The following is a 20,716-nucleotide window of genomic DNA, read 5'->3' as shown; positions in this document are numbered from 1 at the left end:
TGTTCTTGCCGGGGTTGCCGGCTTGCTTAGAACTCTTCCCATTCGCCTTCGGCCGGCGCTGCGGCCTTGCTGCTCTTGCGCGTCACGGGCAGGCGCAGGGTAGGGGCCGTAGCCTGGCGGGCCGGCGCGGCTGCTGCTGCGGCCGGCGCGCTGCGCTGCGCGGTTTTCACGCTGAAACGGTCGGTGGCCGCCGCGTTGGCGTCCAGGCGGAAGACGCTGACCACCTGCGCCAGTTCGCTCGCCTGTTCCTGCATCGCCTCGGCTGCGGCCGAGGCTTCTTCCACCAGGGCTGCATTTTGCTGCGTTACCTGGTCCATTTCGGAAATGGCCTGGTTGACTTGCTCGATGCCCGCGCTCTGTTCTTCGCTGGCGTTGCTGATCTCGCTCATGATGGACGTGACGAAGCCGATGCTTTGCACGATTTCTTCCATCGTCTTGCCGGCCTTGTCGACCAGGTCCGTGCCCACGTCGACTTTTTGCACGGAGTCGTCGATCAAGCCCTTGATTTCTTTTGCCGCCGCTGCCGAGCGTTGCGCCAGGTTGCGTACTTCCGTGGCGACCACGGCAAAGCCGCGACCCTGTTCGCCGGCACGCGCCGCTTCCACTGCCGCGTTCAAGGCCAGGATATTGGTCTGGAAGGCGATGCCGTCGATGACCGAGATAATATCGACGATTTTCTTCGACGAGGTATTGATTTCGCTCATGGTGGCGACCACTTCGGCCACCACGGCGCCGCCGCGGCTGGCGATGCCGGCCGCGTCGCCAGCCAGTTTATTCGCCTGACGCGCGTTGTCCGCGTTTTGCTTGACGGTCGAGGTCAATTCTTCCATCGACGAGGCTGTTTCTTCCAGCGAACTGGCTTGCTGTTCCGTGCGCGACGACAGGTCCTGGTTGCCAGCGGCGATTTCCGCGGAGGCCGTGGCGATGGTGTCGGTGCCGCTGCGCACCTGGCCGACGATGCCGACGAGACTGTCGTTCATGGTTTTCAGGGCATGCATCAGCTGGCCTGTTTCATCGCGGCCTTGCGCCGTGATGACGCTGCTCAAGTCGCCCGCTGCCACGGTTTCCGCCACTTTCACGGCGGCGCGGATGGGGCCGGTGATCGAACGCGTGATCCACCACGCAAAACCGATGCCCATCAGCACGGCCAGCACGCCCATGGTGATCAGGAAGATGCGGGTACCGCTGTAAGCTTCGATGATGCTGGCGCCGACGCCGTCGGCCGCCTTGATCTGCATGCCGGCAAAGCGCTTCACTTCGGCCAGGTAAGCTACGGTGATGGGCGCCACTTCCTTGTCGAACACGATCTTGGCGCCCGCCACGTCGCCGTCGGCCTTCATCTTGAAGGCGCGTGCGCGTGTCGTCACGTAGTCGGTGCGCACCTTGCGCACCACCTTGAACTGCTCGATCACGGCCGGGTTGAGCAAGGACGCGATGATGTCGTCCTGCAGCTTGCTGGAACGCTCCGCATCGACTTTCAAGTCTTCCTCGATCTTGGCGCGCACGACCGGATCGGTGATCTCGAACGAGGCGACGCCGCGCACGCTGTTCAGTTCGATGATCTTCGACCACTCGGCCACCATGCGCTGGTTCTTGATGCTGGTATTGATGAGGCGGTAAGTCAGGTCGCTGGCCGTTTGCATGCGCACGAGGGCGGTGATGGTCAAGGCGGCAAGCAACAGCAATACGACAGCAAAGCCGACGCCAAGGCGGCTGCCGATGTTCAGGTTTTTCATGTAATTCCTAACAGTTTAATAGTCATGATCGCCGCCGCCAGCAGGGGCGGACAGGCGCCGCAAGGCGCAGGGGATCGGGGTCTTCGGGTGCCGCGTGATGGCTGTGCGGCGCGCCACGCTGAGCGTGGCGATGGAGGTAAAGCAAGGGGCATATCGGTCAGGCTGACCGCTGCCCAGCAAGCCGCAAGTATAGCATTGACGCAGGGAAATAGTTTTTCAAAGCAATTTTAATTATTTTTTGACATTGATTTCCTGTTGCTTTTTTACGTCAAGTACCTAGTTAATAAGTACTATCACTTACATTCATCCTTACTTTTACCATCGCCGGCTGATAAAATACTAATGATAATCATTCGTATTAAAACTTCGACCAGGGAATTGTATGCAGCAACAGCGCAAGCCGGGATGTAAACCGATCACCATCGCCGTACTGGGCGCCTTGACCTTGGGCGCCACGCCAATGGCGGCCTGGGCACAGGAAAGCTTGCCCGCCGTCACCGTGACGGCGTCGAAGGACAAGGATGGCTACGTGGCCGCCACCTCCGCCAGCGGCACCAAGACGGAAATGGCCTTGCGCGACGTGCCGCAGACGATCAACGTGGTGCCGGCCGCCGTCATCCGCGACCAGAACGCCATGTCGATCCAGGACATCATGAAGAACATCCCCGGCGTGGGCTTGTCCACGGGCGACGGCCAGCGCGACCAGGTGTTTATCCGCGGTTTCACGGCCATCGGCGACCAGTTCGTCGACGGCTTCCGCGATGACGCGCTGTATTTCCGCGACCTGTCGAATGTGGAGCGCCTGGAAGTGATCAAGGGACCGGCCGCCGTGCTGTACGGCCGCGGTTCCTCGGGCGGCCTGGTGAACCGCATCACGAAGAAACCGGGCGTGGATATCGCGGACGTGGCCCTGAGCCTGACGAACACAAAAGGGCGCCGCGGCGAAGTCGACGTGGGCCGTGTGGGCGAGACGGTGGACTGGCGCGTCACGGGCGCGCGCGAATTGTCCGACAGCTACCGCGACCAGCAATTCATCAACCGTACGGCGCTGGCGCCGTCCGTGGCCATCCGCCTGTCGAGCGCCACCAAGCTGCTGCTGCAGGGCGACTACCTGGAAGACCGCCGCCTGACGGACTTCGGCATCCCGTCCTACCACGGCCGTCCCGTCGCCGTCGATGCGGGCACGTATTACGGCGCGGCGAATGCCCGCGATGCCGACTTCAGCCAGTCGCGCGTGGTGTCCACGGCCGCCACCCTGACGCACAAATTCAGCGATAGCTTGTCGCTGCGCAATGCCTTCCGCTACTACGACTATCACCTGGACCGCAACAACACGAATATTTCCGGCAACGTCAACGAAGTCAAGGGCACGATGAGCCTGGGCCACGCCAAGCTTAACCGCGACGAGAGCGGCTGGTTCAACCAGACTGAACTGACGCAAAAGCTGGTCACGGGCACCTTGCGCCATGAAGTGCTGTACGGCGCCGAATTCGGCAAGCAAAACAAGGATGCGTCGAGCTGGGCTTCGACCGTGGTGGCGACGAATGTATCGATCTTCAACCCCGTCCTGCCGCAGGTCAACCGCAGCAAGCTGGGCGCGCGCAGCGATACCTTCGGTACCTACGACACGGCCGCCGCTTACGTGCAGGACGCCATCAGCTTCAGCGACGAGTGGAAGGCGCTGGCCGGCTTGCGCTACGACCGCTACAAGCAGCAGTCGCGCCTGGCCAATGCGCTTGGCGTGACGACGGCGGATTTGTCGCGCACGGATTCGGCCTACAGCCCCCGCGCCGGCCTCGTCTGGCAACCGGGCGCGACGCAATCGTACTACGCGTCGTGGAGCCGTTCGTTCCAGCCGAGCGGCGAGAACTTTGCCCTGGCTGCCAACAATGCCGACCTGGCGCCGGAAACCACGCGCAACACGGAAGTGGGCGCGAAGTACGACCTGTGGGGCGGCCGCGCGAATGCTACCGTGTCGCTGTTCCGCCTGGAGCGCGACAATATCAAGACCAGCGACCCGATCACGAACCGCATCGTGCCCGTCGGCACGCAGCGCACGGATGGCCTGGAACTGACCTTCAACGCGGACTTGCACGATGGCTGGAAAATGATGGCCGGCTACGCTTACCTGGACGCCACCATCACCGATTCCATCGCCGTCGACCGCAGCGTGAATGCGCCGGGCACGACGACGGCCAGTTCCGTCGCCATCAAGGGCAAGCGCGCCACTTTGACGGCGCGCAATACGGCCAACCTGTGGCTGACGAAAGACCTGGGCCACGGCTTCACGGTGGGCGGCGGCGCGAATGCCGTGGGCAGCCGCTTCGCCAACCCGGGCAACACCGTCGTGCTGCCAGGCTACGTGACGGCCGACGCCATGGCCGCGTACCGCACGGGCCGCTATGAAGTGCAGCTGAACGTCAATAATATCGGCGACACGCGCTACATCGTGTCGGGCCACGGTTCCAGCCCGAACCTGAGCTTGCCGGGCGCGCCGCGCAATGTGGCGCTGACCTTGCGCTACAGCCTGTAATTTGGCCTGGCAGCTCGGCTGCATCCCGAAAAACCCGCTCGCGAGCGGGTTTTTTTCGTGGCTGGGTAGCGCTGTGCAAGCGTGCCGGGCAGGCTGGCATTGTTTAGAGGGAACGTTCGGTATCGTCAAATTAATATTGACTAAAGGCAATTTTTTCCAGCGGACTAAGCCTTGTCAGAGTTTGAGGGGTAAAATACTGTCATACGGCACAGGCATGGTGCTTATATCTTAGTGATATGACACCAGCATGACGCCGTATGACTTTTTATTTACTCACATCATAGAGGTCTGATATGGTTCAGATATCCAGGCGCCAGTTCCTTCGGGTAACTGGCGCCACGATTGCTGGCTCCAGCCTCGCCTTGCTCGGTTTCGCACCGGGACAGGCGATGGCGGAAGTACGGCAATACAAGCTGGCTCGCACGACCGAGACCCGCAATACCTGTCCTTACTGTTCCGTTGGCTGCGGCGTCCTGCTGTATGGTCTGGGCGATGGCGCGAAGAATGCCGTCTCCAGCATCATCCACGTGGAAGGCGATGCCGATCACCCGGTGAACCGCGGCACCCTGTGCCCGAAAGGCGCCAGCCTGGTCGACTTCATCCACAGCCCGAACCGCCTGAAAGTGCCCGAGTACCGCGCACCGGGCGGCACGGAATGGCAACCGATCTCCTGGGATGTGGCGCTCGACAAGATCGCGCGCCTGATGAAGGATGACCGCGACGCCAACCTGATCGAAAAGAATGCCGACGGCAAGACCGTCAACCGCTGGCTCTCCACCGGCATGCTTGCCGCGTCCGCCGGCAGCAACGAGGTCGGGTATCTGACCCACAAGACAGTGCGCAGCATGGGGATGCTGACCTTTGATAATCAGGCGCGTGTATGACACGGACCGACGGTGGCAGGTCTTGCCCCGACGTTTGGCCGTGGCGCGATGACGAATCATTGGGTCGATATCAAGAATGCCGACGTGATCCTGGTCATGGGCGGCAATGCAGCAGAAGCACATCCTTGCGGATTCAAATGGGTAACGGAAGCGAAGGCGCATAACAAGGCCAAGCTGATCGTTGTCGATCCGCGTTTTACCCGTACCGCATCCGTGGCAGATTACTACTGCGCCACGCGTACCGGCACGGATATCGTCTTCCTCGGCGCGATCATCAATTATCTGCTGACGAACGACAAGATCCAGCATGAGTACGTGCGCAACTACACGGACATGCCCTTCATCGTGCGCGAAGACTATGCGTTCGAGGACGGCCTGTTCTCGGGTTTCGACAAGGAAAAAGGCAAGTACACCGACAAGGCCACCTGGGATTACGAGATCGGCGACGACGGCTATGCCAAGGTCGACCCGACCCTGGAACACCCGCGCTGCGTCTACCAGATGATGAAGAAGCACTACGCGCGCTACACGACCGAGATGGTCGAGCGTACGTGCGGCGTGTCGGCCGACAAGTTCCACAAGGTGGCCGAAGCCCTGGCTTCGACCGCCGTGCCGGGACGCGCCGGTACCATCCTGTACGCGCTGGGCTGGACGCACCACTCGACGGGCGCGCAAACCATCCGCACGGGCGCCATGGTGCAGTTGCTGTTGGGTAACATGGGTATCGCCGGCGGCGGCATGAACGCCTTGCGCGGCCACTCGAACATCCAGGGTCTGACCGACCTGGGCCTGATGTCGAACCTGTTGCCAGGCTACATGACCTTGCCGAACGAAGCCGAGCAGGATTTCGATGGCTACATCGCCGCGCGCGCCACCAAGCCGCTGCGGCCGAACCAGCTCAGCTACTGGAGCAATTACCGCAAATTCCACGTCAGCTTCATGAAGACGTGGTGGGGCGATTTTGCCACGGCGGAAAATAACTACGCCTTCGACTACCTGCCGAAACTCGACAAGCCGTATGACTTGATGCAAGCCATCGAGAACATGCACCAAGGCAAGATGACGGGTTATATCTGCCAGGGCTTCAATGTGCTGGCGTCCGCGCCGAACAAGCAGAAGGTCACGGAAGCGCTGTCGAAGCTGAAGTTCCTCGTCATCATGGATCCGCTGGCCGTGGAAACGGGCGAATTCTGGAAGGCGCACGGCCAATACCACGAAGTCGATCCCACCAAGATCATGACGGAAGTGTTCCGCTTGCCGACCAGCTGCTTCGCCGAAGAGCGCGGTTCGCTGGTGAGCTCCTCGCGCGTGCTGCAGTGGCACTGGCAGGCGGCCGAACCGCCGGGCCAGGCGCGCAGCGACCTGGAGATCATGTCGGGCCTGTTCTTGCGCATGCGCAACATGTACAAGAAAGAGGGCGGCAAGTTCCCCGATCCTATCGTCAACCTGACGTGGAATTATGCGCAGCCGCATAACCCGCAGCCGGAAGAAATCGCCCGCGAATTCAACGGCAAGGCACTGGCCGACTTGTACGATCCAAAAGATCCGACCAAGCTGCTGGTGAAGAAGGGCGAGCAGCTGGCCTCGTTTGCGCAATTGCGCGACGACGGCACGACCACCAGCGGTTGCTGGATCTTCGCCGGCAGCTGGACGCAGGCGGGCAACCAGATGGGACGGCGCGACAACAGCGACCCGACCGGCATCGGCCAGACCCTGGGCTGGGCCTGGGCGTGGCCGGCGAACCGCCGCGTGCTGTACAACCGCGCCTCGTGCGACCTGAAAGGCAAGGCCTTCGACCCGACCCGTAAATTGATCGAATGGAATGGCACGAACTGGAGCGGGGCCGATATTCCCGACTTCAAGGTTGACGAACCGCCGGAAAACGGCATGGGTCCGTTCATCATGCTGGGCGAGGGCGTGGCACGCTTCTTTGCGCGCGGCGCCATGGCCGAAGGGCCGTTCCCCGAGCATTACGAGCCGTTCGAAAATCCGCTCGGCTACAACCCCATGCATCCGAAAAACCCGCAGGCGACCAGCAATCCGGCCGCGCGCGTGTTCGCCGATGACCGGAAAATGTTCGGCACGCATGAGGAATACCCGCACGTGGCCACCAGCTACCGCCTGACCGAGCATTTCCATTACTGGACCAAGCATGCGCGGCTGAATGCCATCATCCAGCCGCAGCAATTCGTCGAAATCGGCGAAGAATTGGCCAAGAGCATCGGCGTCGTTGCCGGTGGGGAAGTGCGTGTCAGTTCCAAACGGGGTCACATCATCGCCAAGGCCGTCGTCACCAAGCGCATCAAGGCTTTGATGATCGAGGGCAAGCCGGTGCATACCGTAGGCCTGCCGCTGCACTGGGGCTTTACGGGCGTGGCCAAGCCGGGGTATCTGATCAATACCCTGACGCCGGGCGTGGGGGATGCGAATTCGCAAACGCCGGAATTCAAGTCCTTCCTCGTGAAGGTGGAAAAAGCATGATGGGAGCTCAATAATGGCACTGCAATCCTTAGATATCCGGCGCCTGTCGGCTACCACGGTAACGCCGCCGCAAGGGCGCAGCCCGGTGACGGGCACCGTGGCCAAGTTGATCGATGTGTCGAAATGCATCGGCTGCAAGGCTTGCCAGACGGCGTGCATGGAATGGAACGACTTGCGTGACGAAGTCGGCGAAAACCATGGCACCTATGACAATCCGACGGACCTGACGCCGCAATCGTGGACGGTGATGCGTTTTGCCGAACACGAAAACAACGACGGCAACCTCGAGTGGCTGATCCGCAAGGATGGCTGCATGCACTGCGAGGACCCGGGCTGTTTGAAAGCCTGTCCGGCGCCGGGCGCCATCGTGCAGTACACGAACGGCATCGTGGATTTCCACCAGGAAAACTGCATCGGCTGCGGCTACTGCGTGGCCGGCTGTCCTTTCGACGTGCCCCGCATTTCGAAAAAGGACGACCGCGCCTACAAGTGCACGCTCTGCTCGGACCGCGTCGCCGTGGGCCAGGAACCGGCTTGCGTGAAAACGTGCCCGACGGGCGCCATCGTTTTCGGCACCAAGGAAGACATGAAGGTGCATGCGGAAGAGCGCATCGTCGACCTGAAGTCGCGCGGTTTCGAAAACGCGGGCCTGTACGATCCGCTGGGCGTGGGCGGCACGCACGTGATGTACGTGCTGCACCATGCCGACAAGCCGAAGCTGTATTCGAACTTGCCGGAACGCCCGCGCATCAGCCCGATGGTGGGCTTCTGGAAGGGCTGGTCCAAGCCGCTCGCGGTGGCCGGCATGGCCGCCACGGCCCTGGCAGGCTTCTTCCATTACACGCGTGTCGGTCCGAACGAAGTGAGCAAGGACGAAGAGTACGAAGCGCTGGAAGAGGCCAAGCGCATCCGGGAGGAAGACCATGAGCCACAGTGATCTGCATGATGGAAAGCTGCCCGACAAGGATGGCAATCCCTTGATCGAACGCTACAACCCGAACGAGCGCACGAATCACTGGGTGACCGCCATCACCTTCGTCATGCTGGCGCTGTCCGGCCTGGCCATGTTCCATCCGTCGATGGCGTGGCTGGCGAATCTGTTCGGCGGCGGGCAATGGACGCGCATCCTGCATCCGTTTGCCGGCCTGGTGATGTTCGTCTCGTTCGCGATCCTGGTGGTGCGCTTCTGGCACCACAATAAGTTCGAGGACGGCGACAAGCAGTGGCTGAAACAGATGGACGACGTGCTCAACAACCGCGAAGAAAAGCTTCCGAAGATCGGCAAATACAATGCCGGCCAGAAGATCCTGTTCTTCGTGCTGCTGGCCTGCATGGCGGGCTTGTTGCTGTCGGGCATCGTGATCTGGCGCGCGTACTTCGCGTTCTACTTCCCGATTCCCGTCATCCGCGCGGCCGCCTTGCTGCACGCCGTGTGCGCATTTGGCATCATCTGCGCCATCATCGTGCACATCTACGCGGCGATCTGGGTCAAGGGCTCGATCGGCGCCATGGTGCGCGGCACCGTCACCTACGGCTGGGCGCGCAAGCACCATCCGAAGTGGTTTGAGGCGGTGATGCGCAGTACAAAAGACTAAGTTCTTGCTATTGATGCCACCGGCATTACCCGGGGTCAGTCCCAGGACTGACCCCTTTCTTTTTATCGATTAAAATACTTTCGAAACACAGCCGCATCCGCCGGATGGGCTGGCCAGCTACGCTTGGCCTTTTTTGATGGGAAAACTCCATTGGTACAACGCATTCTTCAGCCAGGCGAAATCGAAGGCCTGGACCACAACGCGATTCCGCGCCTGCTGCTGCCGCAGCCTGACAGCCTGTTCAAGGCGCGCGCCTTGCGCTTGCGCGAATTGGCGCAAGGCAAGATCAAGGGCATCCCCGTCGACGCGGGCATGCAGGGTTACCTGGTGTTGATGGCTGCGCTGGCCGACGCGCAAGCCGCCGTGGTGGGAAAACTGGCGCCCGGCGCCGTGCCTGCCGCCGACCCGGACGCGCTGCGCCGCGCCATCGCCCACCGCATGCCGGTGCTGCCCGTCAGCGGCGCCCGGCCGCCCGTCTGGCGCGACATCTTCGCCAGCCTGCTCGATGAACTGGCCGCCACGGCAGCCAGCCAGCCGGCCCTGTCCGGCGGCCTGACGCAGGTGCTGGCCCAGCTGCGCGCGCTCGATGCGACGGCGCTGGACGCCTGCGCCGATGCCGTGCTCGATGAAAACGGCGACAACCTCAATCCCATGCATGCGCCGTTCGTCGCGGCCGCGCTGCAAATTTTATGGTCGGTGTCGGCCAGCGAACTACGCGCCGCGCGCGTGCCGGACCTGGAAACGGGCACCCTGTGCCCCGTCTGCGGTTCACACCCCGTCGCCAGCGTGATCCGCATCGGCGGCGGGTCGCAGGGCTACCGCTACCTGCACTGCGGCATTTGCGAAAGCGAATGGCATATGGTGCGCGTAAAATGTTCGACCTGCGAACAGAATGGCAAGATCGCCTACCAGGGCCTGGACGCTGCCGATGCGGCGCCGTTCGACCCCGTGACGGCAAAGGACGACAAATTGCCCAACAAGGCGAATGATCCGAAGAAAGTGGCGCGCGCGGAAACCTGCGACGATTGCCATACCTACCGCAAGGTCTTCAACCAGGAACACGATTACAACGTCGAGCCCCTGGCCGACGACCTGGCCAGCCTGATGCTCGACCTGCTGGTGGGCGAAGCCGGCTACCAGCGCGCCAGCGGCAATCCGCTGCTGTGGCTGGGAAAGGGCGACAGCAGCGAGGGCCAGCCAGCATGACGACGGGGCAAACCGTGCGCCTGCCATCGGTAGACCGCATCCTGGGCGACGCGGCTTGCCTGGCCCTGATCGCCGAATACGGCCGCGTGCAGACCCTGGCCTGCGCGCGCGCCGTGCTGGCCGAACTGCGCACCGCCATGCTGGCGGGGGCAGTGTGCGAGGAGGGCGCATCGATCGCCGCCATCGCCGCGCAAATGGCTGAACGCCTGCAGGCGCAGTCGCGCTCGCAGCTGCGCGCCGTGTTCAACCTGACGGGCACCGTGCTGCACACGAACCTGGGCCGCGCGCTGCTGCCCGACGCCGCCGTGCAAGCCGTGGTGGAAGCGCTGCAGTGGCCGATGAACCTGGAATTCGACCTGGAGACGGGCAAGCGGGGCGACCGCGACGACCTGGTCGAGGAATTGCTGCGCGAACTGACGGGGGCCGAAGCGGCCACCATCGTCAACAACAATGCGGCCGCCGTGCTGCTGATGTTGAACACCCTGGCGCAGGGCAAGGAGGTGGTGGTGTCGCGCGGAGAACTGGTGGAAATCGGCGGCGCCTTCCGCATCCCCGACGTGATGACGCGCGCGGGCGCCGTGCTGCGCGAAGTGGGCAGCACCAACCGCACCCACCTGGCCGATTACGCGAACGGCGTGAATGCAGATACGGCCCTCTTGATGAAGGTCCATTGCAGCAATTACGCCATTACCGGCTTTACGAAAAGCGTGGAACTCGACGAACTCGTGCCGCTGGCAGCGCAACACGGCGTGCCGACGGCCGTGGACCTGGGCAGCGGCACCTTGGTTGACCTGGCGCAATACGGTCTGCCGCATGAGACGACGGTGCGCGAAACCATCGAAGCGGGCGCGGACCTGGTCACCTTCAGCGGCGACAAGCTGCTGGGCGGCCCGCAATGCGGCGTCATCGTCGGCCGCGCCGACCTGATCGAGCAAATCAAGCGCAACCCCCTGAAACGCGCGCTGCGGGTCGGCAAGCTGACCCTGGCGGCCCTGGCGCCCGTGCTGCAGCTGTACCGCGCGCCGGACTTGCTGGCCGAACGCCTGACCACCTTGCGCCTGCTGACGCGTCCCGCGGCCGCCATGCGCGCGCAAGCCGAGCAATTGCTGCCGCAGTTGCAGCAGGTGCTGGGAAAATCGTACGCCGTCACGGCTGAAGCGATGAGCAGCCAGATCGGCAGCGGCGCCTTGCCCGTCGACCAGCTGCCCAGCTTTGGCCTGGGCGTCCGCAGCGCGCCAGGCTCGCGCCTGAGCAATCCCCTGGGCGTGCTGGAGCAGCGGCTGCGCGCCTTGCCGCGCCCCGTGATCGGGCGCATCGGGCAAGACACCTTGTGGCTCGATTTGCGCTGCCTGGAAGCGGCGCACGAGACGGCCTTCGTCGCGCAGCTGGCCGAGTTGTCCGCATGATCGTCGGCACCGCAGGCCATATCGACCATGGCAAGACGACGCTCACGCGCGCGCTGACGGGCGTGCACACGGACCGCCTGAAGGAAGAGCAGGCGCGCGGCATCTCGATCGAACTCGGTTACGCTTATCTGCCGCTGGCGGACGGCACGGTGCTGGGCGTGATCGACGTGCCGGGCCACGAAAAATTCATCCGCACCATGGCGTCCGGCGTGACGGGTATCGACTTCGCCCTGCTCGTGGTGGCGGCCGACGACGGCATCATGCCGCAGACGCACGAGCACCTGGCGATTCTGCAGCTGCTGGGCGTGACGCGCGGCGCCGTGGCGCTGACCAAGATCGACCGCGCCGACAGTGCCCGCGTGGCGCAGGTGGAAGCGGACATCGAGGCGCTGCTGGCCGGCACGCCGCTGGCGGGCAGCCCGATTTTTCCCACCGCCGCCAATCGCGACAGCGATGCCGGCGTGGCAGCCCTGCTGGCGCACCTGATGCAGGTGGCGCGCAGCTTGCCGCAACGCGACGAGCGGCGCTTGTTCCGCCTCGGCGTGGACCGCGTGTTCACCTTGTCGGGGCAGGGCACCATCGTCACCGGCACGGCGCTGGCGGGATGCGCGCGCGTGGGCGACATGCTGCAGCTGGCGCCCGGCGGCGCGCCAGCGCGCGTGCGCAGCATCCATGCGCAGAACCGCGCCGCCGAGACGGGCATGGCGGGCCAGCGCCTGGCGCTGAACCTGGCCGGCATCGACCGCGAGCGCATCGAGCGGGGCAACTGGATCGTCGCGCCCGAGCTGGCGCAGTGTTCCGAACGCCTCGACGTGGAACTGACCCTGCTGCCCGACGCCGGCGTGCAACTGAAAGCCTGGTCGCCGCTGCACGTGCACCTGGGCGCCGCGCACCAGCTGGCGCGCGCCGTCATGCTCGATGGCGAGACCCTGTCGCCGGGGCAGACGGGCAGGGTACAGCTGGTGTTCGAGTCCCCCATGCACGGCGTGCCGGGCGACCGCTTCGTCGTGCGCAATGCGCAAGCGACGCAGACGGTGGGCGGCGGCATGGTGCTCGATCCGTTCGGCCCCGCGCGCAAGCGGCGCAGCCCGGCCCGGCTGGCGTGGCTCGATGCGCTGGCCGCGTTCGTCGCGCAGGGCGACTATGCGGCCCTGCTGGCGCAAAGCCCGCTGGGGCTGCGTGTATCGCTGCTGGTGCGCCTGTCCCTGCTGCCGGCGGGAGCCCTCGCGCTGCCGCCCGACACGCGGCGCATCGCCCTGCGCGCCGGCGATGCCCTGCTGCTGGCGCCGCCGGCGTTGCTGGCGCTGGAAGCGCGCGTGCTGGCAGCCCTGGCGGCCTTTCACGCGCACGCGCCCGACGAGGCGGGACCGGAACTGTGGCGCCTGAAACGCATCGTCGACGCCGAGATGGAAGACGCCTTGTGGAGCCACCTGGTCGAAGGCTTGCTGGCGCGCGGCGAGATCCTGGCGCGCGGCGCCAGCCTGCACTTGCCGACGCACAGCGTGGAACTGACGCCGCAGGAGCAGGCGGTGGCCGAACCCTTGCTGGCCGCGCTGGAGCAGGGGCGTGCCGATCCGCCGTGGACGCGCGACCTGGCGCGCGGCTTCGGCCTGGCCGAGGACGATGCTCGCCGGCTGTTGCGCAAACTGGCCAAGGCAGGGCAGATCAGCCAGGTCGTGCACGACCTGTTTTATCACCAGGCGGCGCTGGCCGAACTGGCGCAACTGGTGCGGCAACTGGCGCACAAGGCGGAAGAGGATGCAGGCTTGCCGGCCGGCAATGGCGCCGTGGGCGCGGCCACGTTCCGCGACGCCAGCGGCCTGGGCCGCAAGCGGGCGATCCAGGTCTTGGAATTCTTTGACCGCGTCGGTTATACTCGCCGTGTTGGCAACGGGCATCTATTGCGCCCGCAAGCGCTGTGGTCCTACACCGCGGCCTTGCCCAACAGCTAGCTCAGGCACCGCGGAAAGCACACTCATCCGGTGATGTGGCCGGGCTTCAAACCCGGTGGAGGGCGTCAGACGTTCTCCCGTAGGTTCGACTCCTACTGTTTTCCGCCAGTTATTCTTCCTTCCCCCTGCACGGTGATCGTCCCGGCGTTGGCTTGTTGTCACGTTGCGGAAAATAAATGGTGTTATTGACAATATGCAACGATGCCAGGGTGAGCCGATGGTAACATCGGCTTGTATCCCCTGTGGCAGATGAAAGCAAGCATGAAACAAGCAAGCATGGCGTGGCTGCTGGCAGTGGCGCTGCTGATGCCGGCGCTGGCCGCGGCGGTGGACGTGCGCATCGTCGGCGAGCATTTGCCGCCGTCGAGCATGATGGAAGGCAATGTCGTCGTCGGACGTGAAACGCTCAAGGTGCGCGATATCATGGCGCGCGCTGGTCTTTCCTACAGCATCGAGCTGCTGCCGTGGAAGCGCGCGTACGCGCAGGCGCTGCGCGAAGCCGACACCTGCATCTTTTCCACCAGCCGCACGCAGGAGCGCGAAGCGCAATTTCGCTGGATCGGGCCCCTGAATGAAGCGGAATGGATACTCTACGGCCTGGCCGAACGGCATCTGGCGCTGCGCACACTCGATGATGCGCGCGGCCTGGTGATCGGCACGGTGCTCGGCGACGCGCGCGACGATTACCTGCGCCAGCGCGGCCTGAACGTGGCGCCCGTGACGCAGGAGTGGCTCAATCCGCAAAAGCTGCTGCTCGGACGCATCGACCTGTGGGCCGTCGGCATGGCGGTGGGCAGCAAGCCGTTTGCCGGCAAGGAGTGGGAGGGCAAGGTGGTGCCGCTGCTGACCTTCAACCGCGTGCAGACTTACCTCGCCTGCAACAGGCAGTTGCCCGAGGCGCAAGCCTTGGCCATGCAGCGGGCGGCGGCGGCCATGCGCCGCGACGGCAGCATGGCGCGCGAACATATCCGCTAAGGCCCGCTTCAGCTTTCCAGCCACTGGCGCACGCAGTTGCGCCCTTCGCGCTTGGCCTGGTACAGGGCCTGGTCCGCGTGGCTGTAGGCCGTTTCAAAGGCCGTGCCGGCGCGGTTCCAGCTCAGGCCCACGCTGACGGTGATGGCGCGCGTGATGGGCGCCGCATGGCGCTGGCGGCCGACGCTCTCGCAGATGCGCTGCGCCACCTGCGCCGCGTCGTCGCGCGAGGAAGTGGGCCAGACCACGGAAAACTCTTCGCCGCCGACCCGGCCGATGGCCGTTTCCTGTCCCAATAATCCTTTTAAACAGTCCACCACGGCCTGGATCACGCCATCGCCGGCCGGGTGGCCGAAGTCGTCGTTGACCTGCTTGAACAGATCGATATCGAGCACGATCAGCGCCATGTCGCCCTGCGCCAGGCAGCGCGAGGCGTGGTCGATCACGGCGCCGCGGTTCAGGGCGCCCGTCAGCGGGTCGTGCGTGGCGCGGTATTCGAGCTGGCCGGCCAGGGTTTGCAACTGGCGGTTCAGCAGATGCATGTCGCGCTCGGCGCGGTCGCTGCGGCCGATCAGCCGGCGCGTTTCGCGCATCAGCCGTTCGTAGTGAACGATCAGCTCACCGAGCACGCGCCGCTGCGCCTCGCCGCTGGCGTGAGTATCGGCGTGCATGCGGCGCGCGGCAGCCAGCGCCGCCGCTTCCACGGTGAACAGGTCCGGCTCCAGGCCGGAATCGGAGATGGCGGCGCGCATGCCCTAGCTGCCCTGTACGGGATGGTCGTGGAAGTCCAGCGCCGTAAAGTCCTGCTGCAGCTCCTGGCCGAATTCCAGGATGGTGTCGTCGTCCTCGTCGTGATACCAGTTCAGGCGCACCTGGTTGCCATCGACGGCCGCCTGGTTCAGGGTGTCGAACAGAGTAAACAGCATCTTCGTGCTGGAGCTGTTGAAGTAGGCCAGCGAGACGTTGACGGTGATGGCGCTTTCGCGGCAGCCTTCCAGGTAGGCGCGCACCGCGGCGATCAGCGGGCCATAGAAGGCGGCCGCGTTTTCCGGGTACGACTCGCCCTTGATCGACAGGGTGTGCTGCTCGAAACGGAAGTCGATTTCGGGCGAACTCGGGGTCGCGGCGATGAACAGTGGTGACGGTAATTGCATATGCTTTCCTGAGTCGGCTCTTTCAAATGATGGCTTTGATGCAGAAGATGGTGTGGCCAGGCTCCTGTGGATCCTGGACGAATTCGAATTCCAGCGGCTCGCTGGCGTCGCGTGCCATGGTGAGGAACCCCAGGCCCGCGCCCTTGCTGTCGGACGGGGCTTCCTCGCGCAGGGCTTTCTTGTAGGCGAGGCGGATTTCCTCCATCGTCATGGTGTGCAGCGGCTCCAGCCGGGCGCGGATCTGCGCCACGTTGTCCGTCGAGACGGGGTTGGCGCACAGCAGAAAAAAGCTGTCGCCGCGCGTGCCGATGCAGAACGAGCCGCGCCGCATCTGCTGGTCCAGCTGCGCATCGGGCGTCAGGCTGTCGGCGGAATAATGCATGATGTTTTGCGACATCTCGATGAACGAGGAAAAGATGCGCCGCCGCGTGGGCCCGGCCGCGCCGGCCGTGTCGAGGCGCGCCTTGATGGTTTCGGAAATGGCGCTGACCACGTGCTGCGAGAAATAGCCCACGTAAAAAAAGATGATGTTGCGCTTGCGCGCCACATCCCAAAACTCGTTGAATTCTTCGTACAGCACGTCCGTGCTCCTGGCTAGCCGGTGACCCGGTTTCTTGTTGATAAGGTGGCTCGATGGCGCCAAAACTACAGGCGGAAACAGAAAAAGGTCAGGTCGTCGCGGCGCGGCTGTTTTCCCTGCCAGGCCGCGCTGTCCTGCAGCAGCGCCGCCGCCACGTCGCCGGCGGGAGCGTCGCGTCGCGCCAGCAGCTGTTCGCGCATGCGCCGCTTGCCATAGGCGATGTCGCGCGCGCCGCCGATCTGGTCGAGCAAGCCGTCGGTGGTGAGGAACAGCAGGCTGCCAGCGGGTATGGCCAGCGTCTCGTTGTGCCAGCAGTAGCCGGCCGGCGTGTCGACATAGCCCACGCCCATGCGCGCGCCATCGATGGCGCGCACGGCCTCTTCGCCCGGCGCGACCACGTGCAGCGCCAGTTTCGCCCCCGCGAAACGCAGGCTGGCGCTGGCCGCGTCGTAGCACAGGAAGGCGCAATCCATGCCGTCGTTCGAGCCGGCATGGCCGGCGTGGCCGCTGCCGGCGCCATCCTGCCCCAGCAAGGTCTTGATGGCGCGGCTGACGGCGCCGATCAGGGCGGCCGGATCGCGCGGCCCCAGCTCGCGCAGGGCCTGGCTCAGGGCCGACGAGGCGATCAGGGTCATGAAGGCGCCCGGCACGCCGTGCCCCGTGCAGTCGGCGATGGCGGCGAACCAGCCCCCTTCATGGCGCTCGAAAAAGTAGAAATCGCCGCCGACCACGTCGCGCGGCTGCCATTCCAGGTGCGCGTCGGGCAGGGTGGCGCGCAGTTCCGCATCGGAGGTGCGCAGCAGCGCGCGCTGGATGACGCTGGCGTAATCGATGCTGTGCATGATCTGCCGGTTCTTTTCCGCCTGCATGGTGGCGACCACGTTCATCAGCTGCAAGCCGAAGCCCACGCCGGCCAGCGCGCCGTCCTCGGTGATGATGAAGCCGTCGGCCAGCGCCTTCTCTCCCGCTTCCACGGCGCGGAAGGTGAGGTCTTCGATGCTCATGGCGCCGTCGACGATCAGCGGTTCCTTGTCCATGAAGGCGATGCAGCTTTTCTTGCCGTACACCTCGTGATAAAAGGGCTTGGACATTTGCGACATGAAGATATTGCGGCTGATCAAGCCAATCGGCTTTTGCTGCTCCGTGACGGGCAGGCTCATCATGTCGCGCCGTTCCGTGAACAGTTCCAGTACGGCGAAATTGCTGGCGTCGGCCTGCACGGATTCCGTGGGGATGCACAGATCAGACGCCACGGACGTGCGATAACGGGGAAGATGCAATCGAGAAGCGTTGAACTCCACAGCGGCTACCTTTACATGACGATCGGACCCTTGTTGTCGCGAGAGCAAGGCGACTGACAAACAGGCAATACCATCATGGTAGCCGTGGAATATGACGGCTTGATTACCGGCTTGTCAAAACCGTATGCAAGATGGCTGCATGGCAAGCCATTGCCGGCCCTACAGGCGCCGCGCCAGCGCCTGCGCCTGTTCCAGCCAGCGCGCGCGCTGCGCTTCGGTGGAATCGATCATGGGGCCGAAACTGGCCACCCTGACGGGCTTGACGCCGCAAAATTCCAGCGTCGTCTTGCGCAGCTGGTGGATGCCGGGCATGTGGTAGACCCAGCGGAAATACCAGGGCGGCGTGTCCATCGCCACCAGCAGCTGCGCCGTGCGGCCCTTCAGCAGTTGCGCCGGGAAAGCCTTGCCGGGGCGATACTTGAAGGCAAAGCCGGGCAGGAAGATACGGTCGACAAAGCCCTTCAGCAGGGCCGGTGCGCCGCCCCACCAGATCGGGTAGGCGAATACCAGGTGTTCGGCCCAGCTGATGGCTTCTTGCGCGGCCAGCAAGTCCGGCTCCAGCGGCTGCACCTGGCGGTAGCCTTCATGCAGGTTCTGGTCGAAGTCCAGCTGGCCCAGGCGCAGCTCGCGCACGGTATGGCCCGCGCTGCGGGCGGTGGCGGCATAGGTCTCGGCCAGGGCGGCGCAGAAACTGTCGCTGGACGGGTGGCCGAGGATAATTAAAATGCGCTTTGGTGTAATTTTGCTCATGCTGCAGGCTTTCCGTTAAAGAAGAGCTTGCATGCTAAAGCCTGCCCCTGGGGGCAGAGTCAAGCGGCCTCTTGCAGACGCTGCTGCGCCAGGCAGTCGCGGATTTCCGTGTCGATGTCGGCCAATTGCGCGTCGAGCTGGCGCAGGCGGGCGATATCCTGCTGTATCTGCGCGCGTTTGGCGGCGATGTGCTGCGACAGGGCGGCCCAGTCGGTATCGTCGCCGGCCAGGATGGGCAGCAGTTCGGCCAGGCGGAAGCCCAGGGTCTGCGCCTGGCGTATGAGTTTGACTTGCGCCAGGTCCTGCTGCGTGTAGACGCGGTAGGCGCCGGAACGGCGCACGTCGCCCAGCAAGCCCAGCGCCTCATAGTGGCGCAAGGCCTTGGGCGAGGTGCCCGCCAGGCGCGCGATTTCTCCGATGTACATGCTTCTCCCTTGTTGAGCTGCGGCGCATGCAGTGTAGCGCAGGCGGCTTGCCAGGCGCTACCTTGCGCGCTGCCTCAGGAGGCTTTGCGCGGCGGGACTTTCTTCGCCGTGCATTCGGCACAGGTGCCGTACAGCGACAGCGCATGCTCGTGCAGCACGAAACCCCGCTCGGCGGCGATCTCGTTCTGGCGCAGTTCGATGCCTTCGTCGACGAATTCATCGACCTTGCCGCACCCCGTGCAGACCAGGTGGTCGTGGTGCTGGCCTTCGTTCAGTTCGAAGACGGCGTGGCCCGATTCGAAATGCCGGCGAAACAGGATGCCTGCTTCGGCAAACTGCATCAGCACGCGGTAGATGGTGGCCAGGCCCACGTCGATCTTTTCGGCCAGCAAGAGTTTGTAGACATCGTCCGCACTCAGGTGCTTGATCGTGCCTTCTTGAAACAGCTGCAGAATCCGCAAGCGGGGGATGGTCACTTTCAAGCCCGATTCACGCAGTTCCCTCAATATATCCATGTCTCCCATTCCTTTTTGTAGTCGCTTGAGCGTGGTAGTGCATTATATCGCAAATGATAATCATTACTATTCTCATTTGTATCGTGCGGAGTGGAAATATTATGCTGGCTAGCTGGCCTGCAAACCAGTGACATCGGCGCAAGCTCTGATTGCGTTGCACGCATCTTTCGCTGGAATTGCAAAACCAAGACCGATCTCGCTACACTGTGCAGCAATGAATAACAATGGAGCAGGGGCATGGACCGATTTGATGCAATGCGCATCTTTACGCGCATCGTCGAACTGCGCAGTTTCACGCAAGCCGCGCATGACCTCGGCTACCCGAAGGCGACCGTCACGCATGCGATCAAGCAGCTCGAAGCGCGGCTGCGCGTGCGCCTGCTGCAGCGAACCACGCGGCAAGTGACGCCCACGCCCGATGGCGAGGCGTATTACCAGCGCTGCGCGCGCCTGCTGGCCGACCTGGAAGAAACGGAAGCCGTGTTCAGTTCGGCGGCGCAGCAGCCGGCCGGCAAGCTGCGCATCGACCTGCACGCGACCCTGGCCATGCACTTCGTCATGCCCGTGCTGGACCGGTTCTGCGCCCGCTATCCGCTGATCGAACTGGAAATCGGCATGGGCGACCGCCTCGTCGACCTGGTGCGCGAAGGCGTCGATTGCGTGCTGCGCGTGGGAGAGCTCGGCGACTCGTCGATGGTGGCGCGCCGCGTGGCGCTGCTCGAGCAAGTGACATGCGCCAGCCCCGGGTACCTGGCCGCGCACGGCACACCGGAGAACCTGGCACAACTGGCGGGCCACCGCGCCGTCAATTTCTTTTCCGCCCAGACGGGCAAGGTCTGGCCCTTCGATTTCAAGGTGGACGGCCAGCGCCACAGCGTGGCCTTGCCGGGCACCGTGTCCGTCAATAACGCGGACGCGTATCATGCCTGCTGCCGCGCGGGCCTGGGCCTGATCCAGGCGCCCCGCTATCACCTGGAGCGGGCGCTGGCGGCCGGGGAGCTGGTGGAAGTACTGGCGCACCTGCGGCCCGACCCCTTGCCCGTGTCCGTGCTGTATCCCCATCACCGGCAATTGTCGCCGCGCGTGCGCGTGTTTGCCGACTGGGTCGCCGGCCTGTTTGCCGAGACGGCTTGATTTTGCAATGCCGCATTTTCTTGACCTGGGCAAAGAAAAAAATCCCTCTTTTGATGCCATCTAGCACTATTTGATGTGGATCAAAGTTTTTG

At 63.9% G+C, this 20,716-nt stretch carries 17 protein-coding genes and 1 tRNA gene; 10 read left to right on the top strand and 8 right to left on the bottom strand.

The features are described from left to right. Window positions 1–26 precede the first annotated feature (26 nt). Window positions 27–1,736, bottom strand: coding sequence for a methyl-accepting chemotaxis protein (locus BZG29_RS19760; protein WP_077406633.1), 1,710 nt, complete (start codon window positions 1,734–1,736; stop codon window positions 27–29). Window positions 1,737–2,118: 382 nt separating this feature from the next. Here BZG29_RS19760 and BZG29_RS19755 point away from each other — a divergent pair, with 382 nt between their 5' ends. The 9 genes from BZG29_RS19755 to BZG29_RS19715 all read left to right on the top strand — a co-directional run bounded on the left by BZG29_RS19755 (window position 2,119) and on the right by BZG29_RS19715 (window position 14,768). After that, window positions 2,119–4,269, top strand: coding sequence for a TonB-dependent siderophore receptor (locus tag BZG29_RS19755; protein ID WP_077406630.1), 2,151 nt, complete (start codon window positions 2,119–2,121; stop codon window positions 4,267–4,269). Window positions 4,270–4,562: 293 nt separating this feature from the next. After that, window positions 4,563–7,634 (top strand): formate dehydrogenase-N subunit alpha, encoded by a 3,072-nt coding sequence (gene fdnG / locus BZG29_RS19750; RefSeq protein WP_077406627.1) that lies wholly within the window; start codon window positions 4,563–4,565, stop codon window positions 7,632–7,634. A gap of 13 nt (window positions 7,635–7,647) precedes the next feature. Then, a complete protein-coding gene (gene fdxH, locus BZG29_RS19745) occupies window positions 7,648–8,571 on the top strand; it encodes a formate dehydrogenase subunit beta (RefSeq protein ID WP_077406624.1) in 924 nt (307 codons plus the stop codon). After that, window positions 8,558–9,229, top strand: coding sequence for a formate dehydrogenase subunit gamma (locus BZG29_RS19740; protein WP_077406621.1), 672 nt, complete (start codon window positions 8,558–8,560; stop codon window positions 9,227–9,229). The genes fdxH and BZG29_RS19740 overlap by 14 nt, the downstream gene beginning before the upstream one ends. A gap of 150 nt (window positions 9,230–9,379) precedes the next feature. After that, window positions 9,380–10,435, top strand: coding sequence for a formate dehydrogenase accessory protein FdhE (gene fdhE / locus BZG29_RS19735; RefSeq protein WP_077406619.1), 1,056 nt, complete (start codon window positions 9,380–9,382; stop codon window positions 10,433–10,435). Continuing rightward, window positions 10,432–11,841, top strand: a complete 1,410-nt coding sequence (gene selA, locus BZG29_RS19730) for an L-seryl-tRNA(Sec) selenium transferase (protein WP_077406616.1) — start codon at window positions 10,432–10,434, stop codon at window positions 11,839–11,841. The genes fdhE and selA overlap by 4 nt, the downstream gene beginning before the upstream one ends. Next, complete coding sequence (selB, locus tag BZG29_RS19725) at window positions 11,838–13,793, top strand: selenocysteine-specific translation elongation factor (RefSeq protein ID WP_077406613.1); 1,956 nt, start codon at window positions 11,838–11,840, stop codon at window positions 13,791–13,793. The genes selA and selB overlap by 4 nt, the downstream gene beginning before the upstream one ends. Window positions 13,794–13,805: 12 nt before the next feature. Further along, window positions 13,806–13,901, top strand: a tRNA-Sec gene (locus BZG29_RS19720). Between the two features lie 153 nt (window positions 13,902–14,054). Then, window positions 14,055–14,768, top strand: a complete 714-nt coding sequence (locus tag BZG29_RS19715) for a transporter substrate-binding domain-containing protein (protein WP_253192659.1) — start codon at window positions 14,055–14,057, stop codon at window positions 14,766–14,768. Between the two features lie 8 nt (window positions 14,769–14,776). On the opposite strand, the gene BZG29_RS19710 is transcribed toward BZG29_RS19715, so the two are convergent. From BZG29_RS19710 to fur, 7 genes are all read right to left on the bottom strand, one after another. After that, window positions 14,777–15,517, bottom strand: a complete 741-nt coding sequence (locus tag BZG29_RS19710; protein ID WP_077406610.1) for a GGDEF domain-containing protein — start codon at window positions 15,515–15,517, stop codon at window positions 14,777–14,779. 3 nt (window positions 15,518–15,520) lie between these two features. After that, the gene (locus BZG29_RS19705) at window positions 15,521–15,919 is read right to left on the bottom strand and encodes a DUF1987 domain-containing protein (protein WP_077406607.1); all 399 of its coding nucleotides are present in this window, start codon (window positions 15,917–15,919) and stop codon (window positions 15,521–15,523) included. A gap of 22 nt (window positions 15,920–15,941) precedes the next feature. Beyond that, window positions 15,942–16,499: a SiaB family protein kinase gene (locus tag BZG29_RS19700; RefSeq protein ID WP_070222302.1), complete on the bottom strand. Its 558-nt coding sequence runs from the start codon at window positions 16,497–16,499 to the stop codon at window positions 15,942–15,944. A 65-nt stretch (window positions 16,500–16,564) separates the two neighbouring features. Beyond that, window positions 16,565–17,719, bottom strand: a complete 1,155-nt coding sequence (locus BZG29_RS19695) for a SpoIIE family protein phosphatase (RefSeq protein WP_077409203.1) — start codon at window positions 17,717–17,719, stop codon at window positions 16,565–16,567. A 240-nt stretch (window positions 17,720–17,959) separates the two neighbouring features. Beyond that, window positions 17,960–18,550 carry an NAD(P)H-dependent oxidoreductase gene (locus BZG29_RS19690; protein ID WP_077406604.1) on the bottom strand — a complete coding sequence of 197 codons (591 nt, stop codon included), beginning with the start codon at window positions 18,548–18,550 and terminating at the stop codon, window positions 17,960–17,962. 59 nt (window positions 18,551–18,609) lie between these two features. After that, window positions 18,610–18,975, bottom strand: coding sequence for a MerR family transcriptional regulator (locus BZG29_RS19685; protein WP_077406601.1), 366 nt, complete (start codon window positions 18,973–18,975; stop codon window positions 18,610–18,612). Between the two features lie 74 nt (window positions 18,976–19,049). Further along, window positions 19,050–19,490, bottom strand: a complete 441-nt coding sequence (gene fur / locus BZG29_RS19680) for a ferric iron uptake transcriptional regulator (protein WP_034756687.1) — start codon at window positions 19,488–19,490, stop codon at window positions 19,050–19,052. Window positions 19,491–19,727: 237 nt separating this feature from the next. Here fur and BZG29_RS19675 point away from each other — a divergent pair, with 237 nt between their 5' ends. After that, on the top strand, window positions 19,728–20,624 hold the full coding sequence (locus BZG29_RS19675) for a LysR family transcriptional regulator (protein ID WP_077406598.1): 897 nt from the start codon (window positions 19,728–19,730) through the stop codon (window positions 20,622–20,624). The last annotated feature ends 92 nt before the right edge of the window (window positions 20,625–20,716 follow it).

The sequence above is a fragment of the Janthinobacterium sp. LM6 genome, from assembly GCF_002002885.1.
Lineage (GTDB): Bacteria > Pseudomonadota > Gammaproteobacteria > Burkholderiales > Burkholderiaceae_D > Janthinobacterium > Janthinobacterium kumbetense.
Note: the sequence above shows the minus strand (reverse complement) of the source record. Positions and strands in the feature narration are given on the sequence as shown.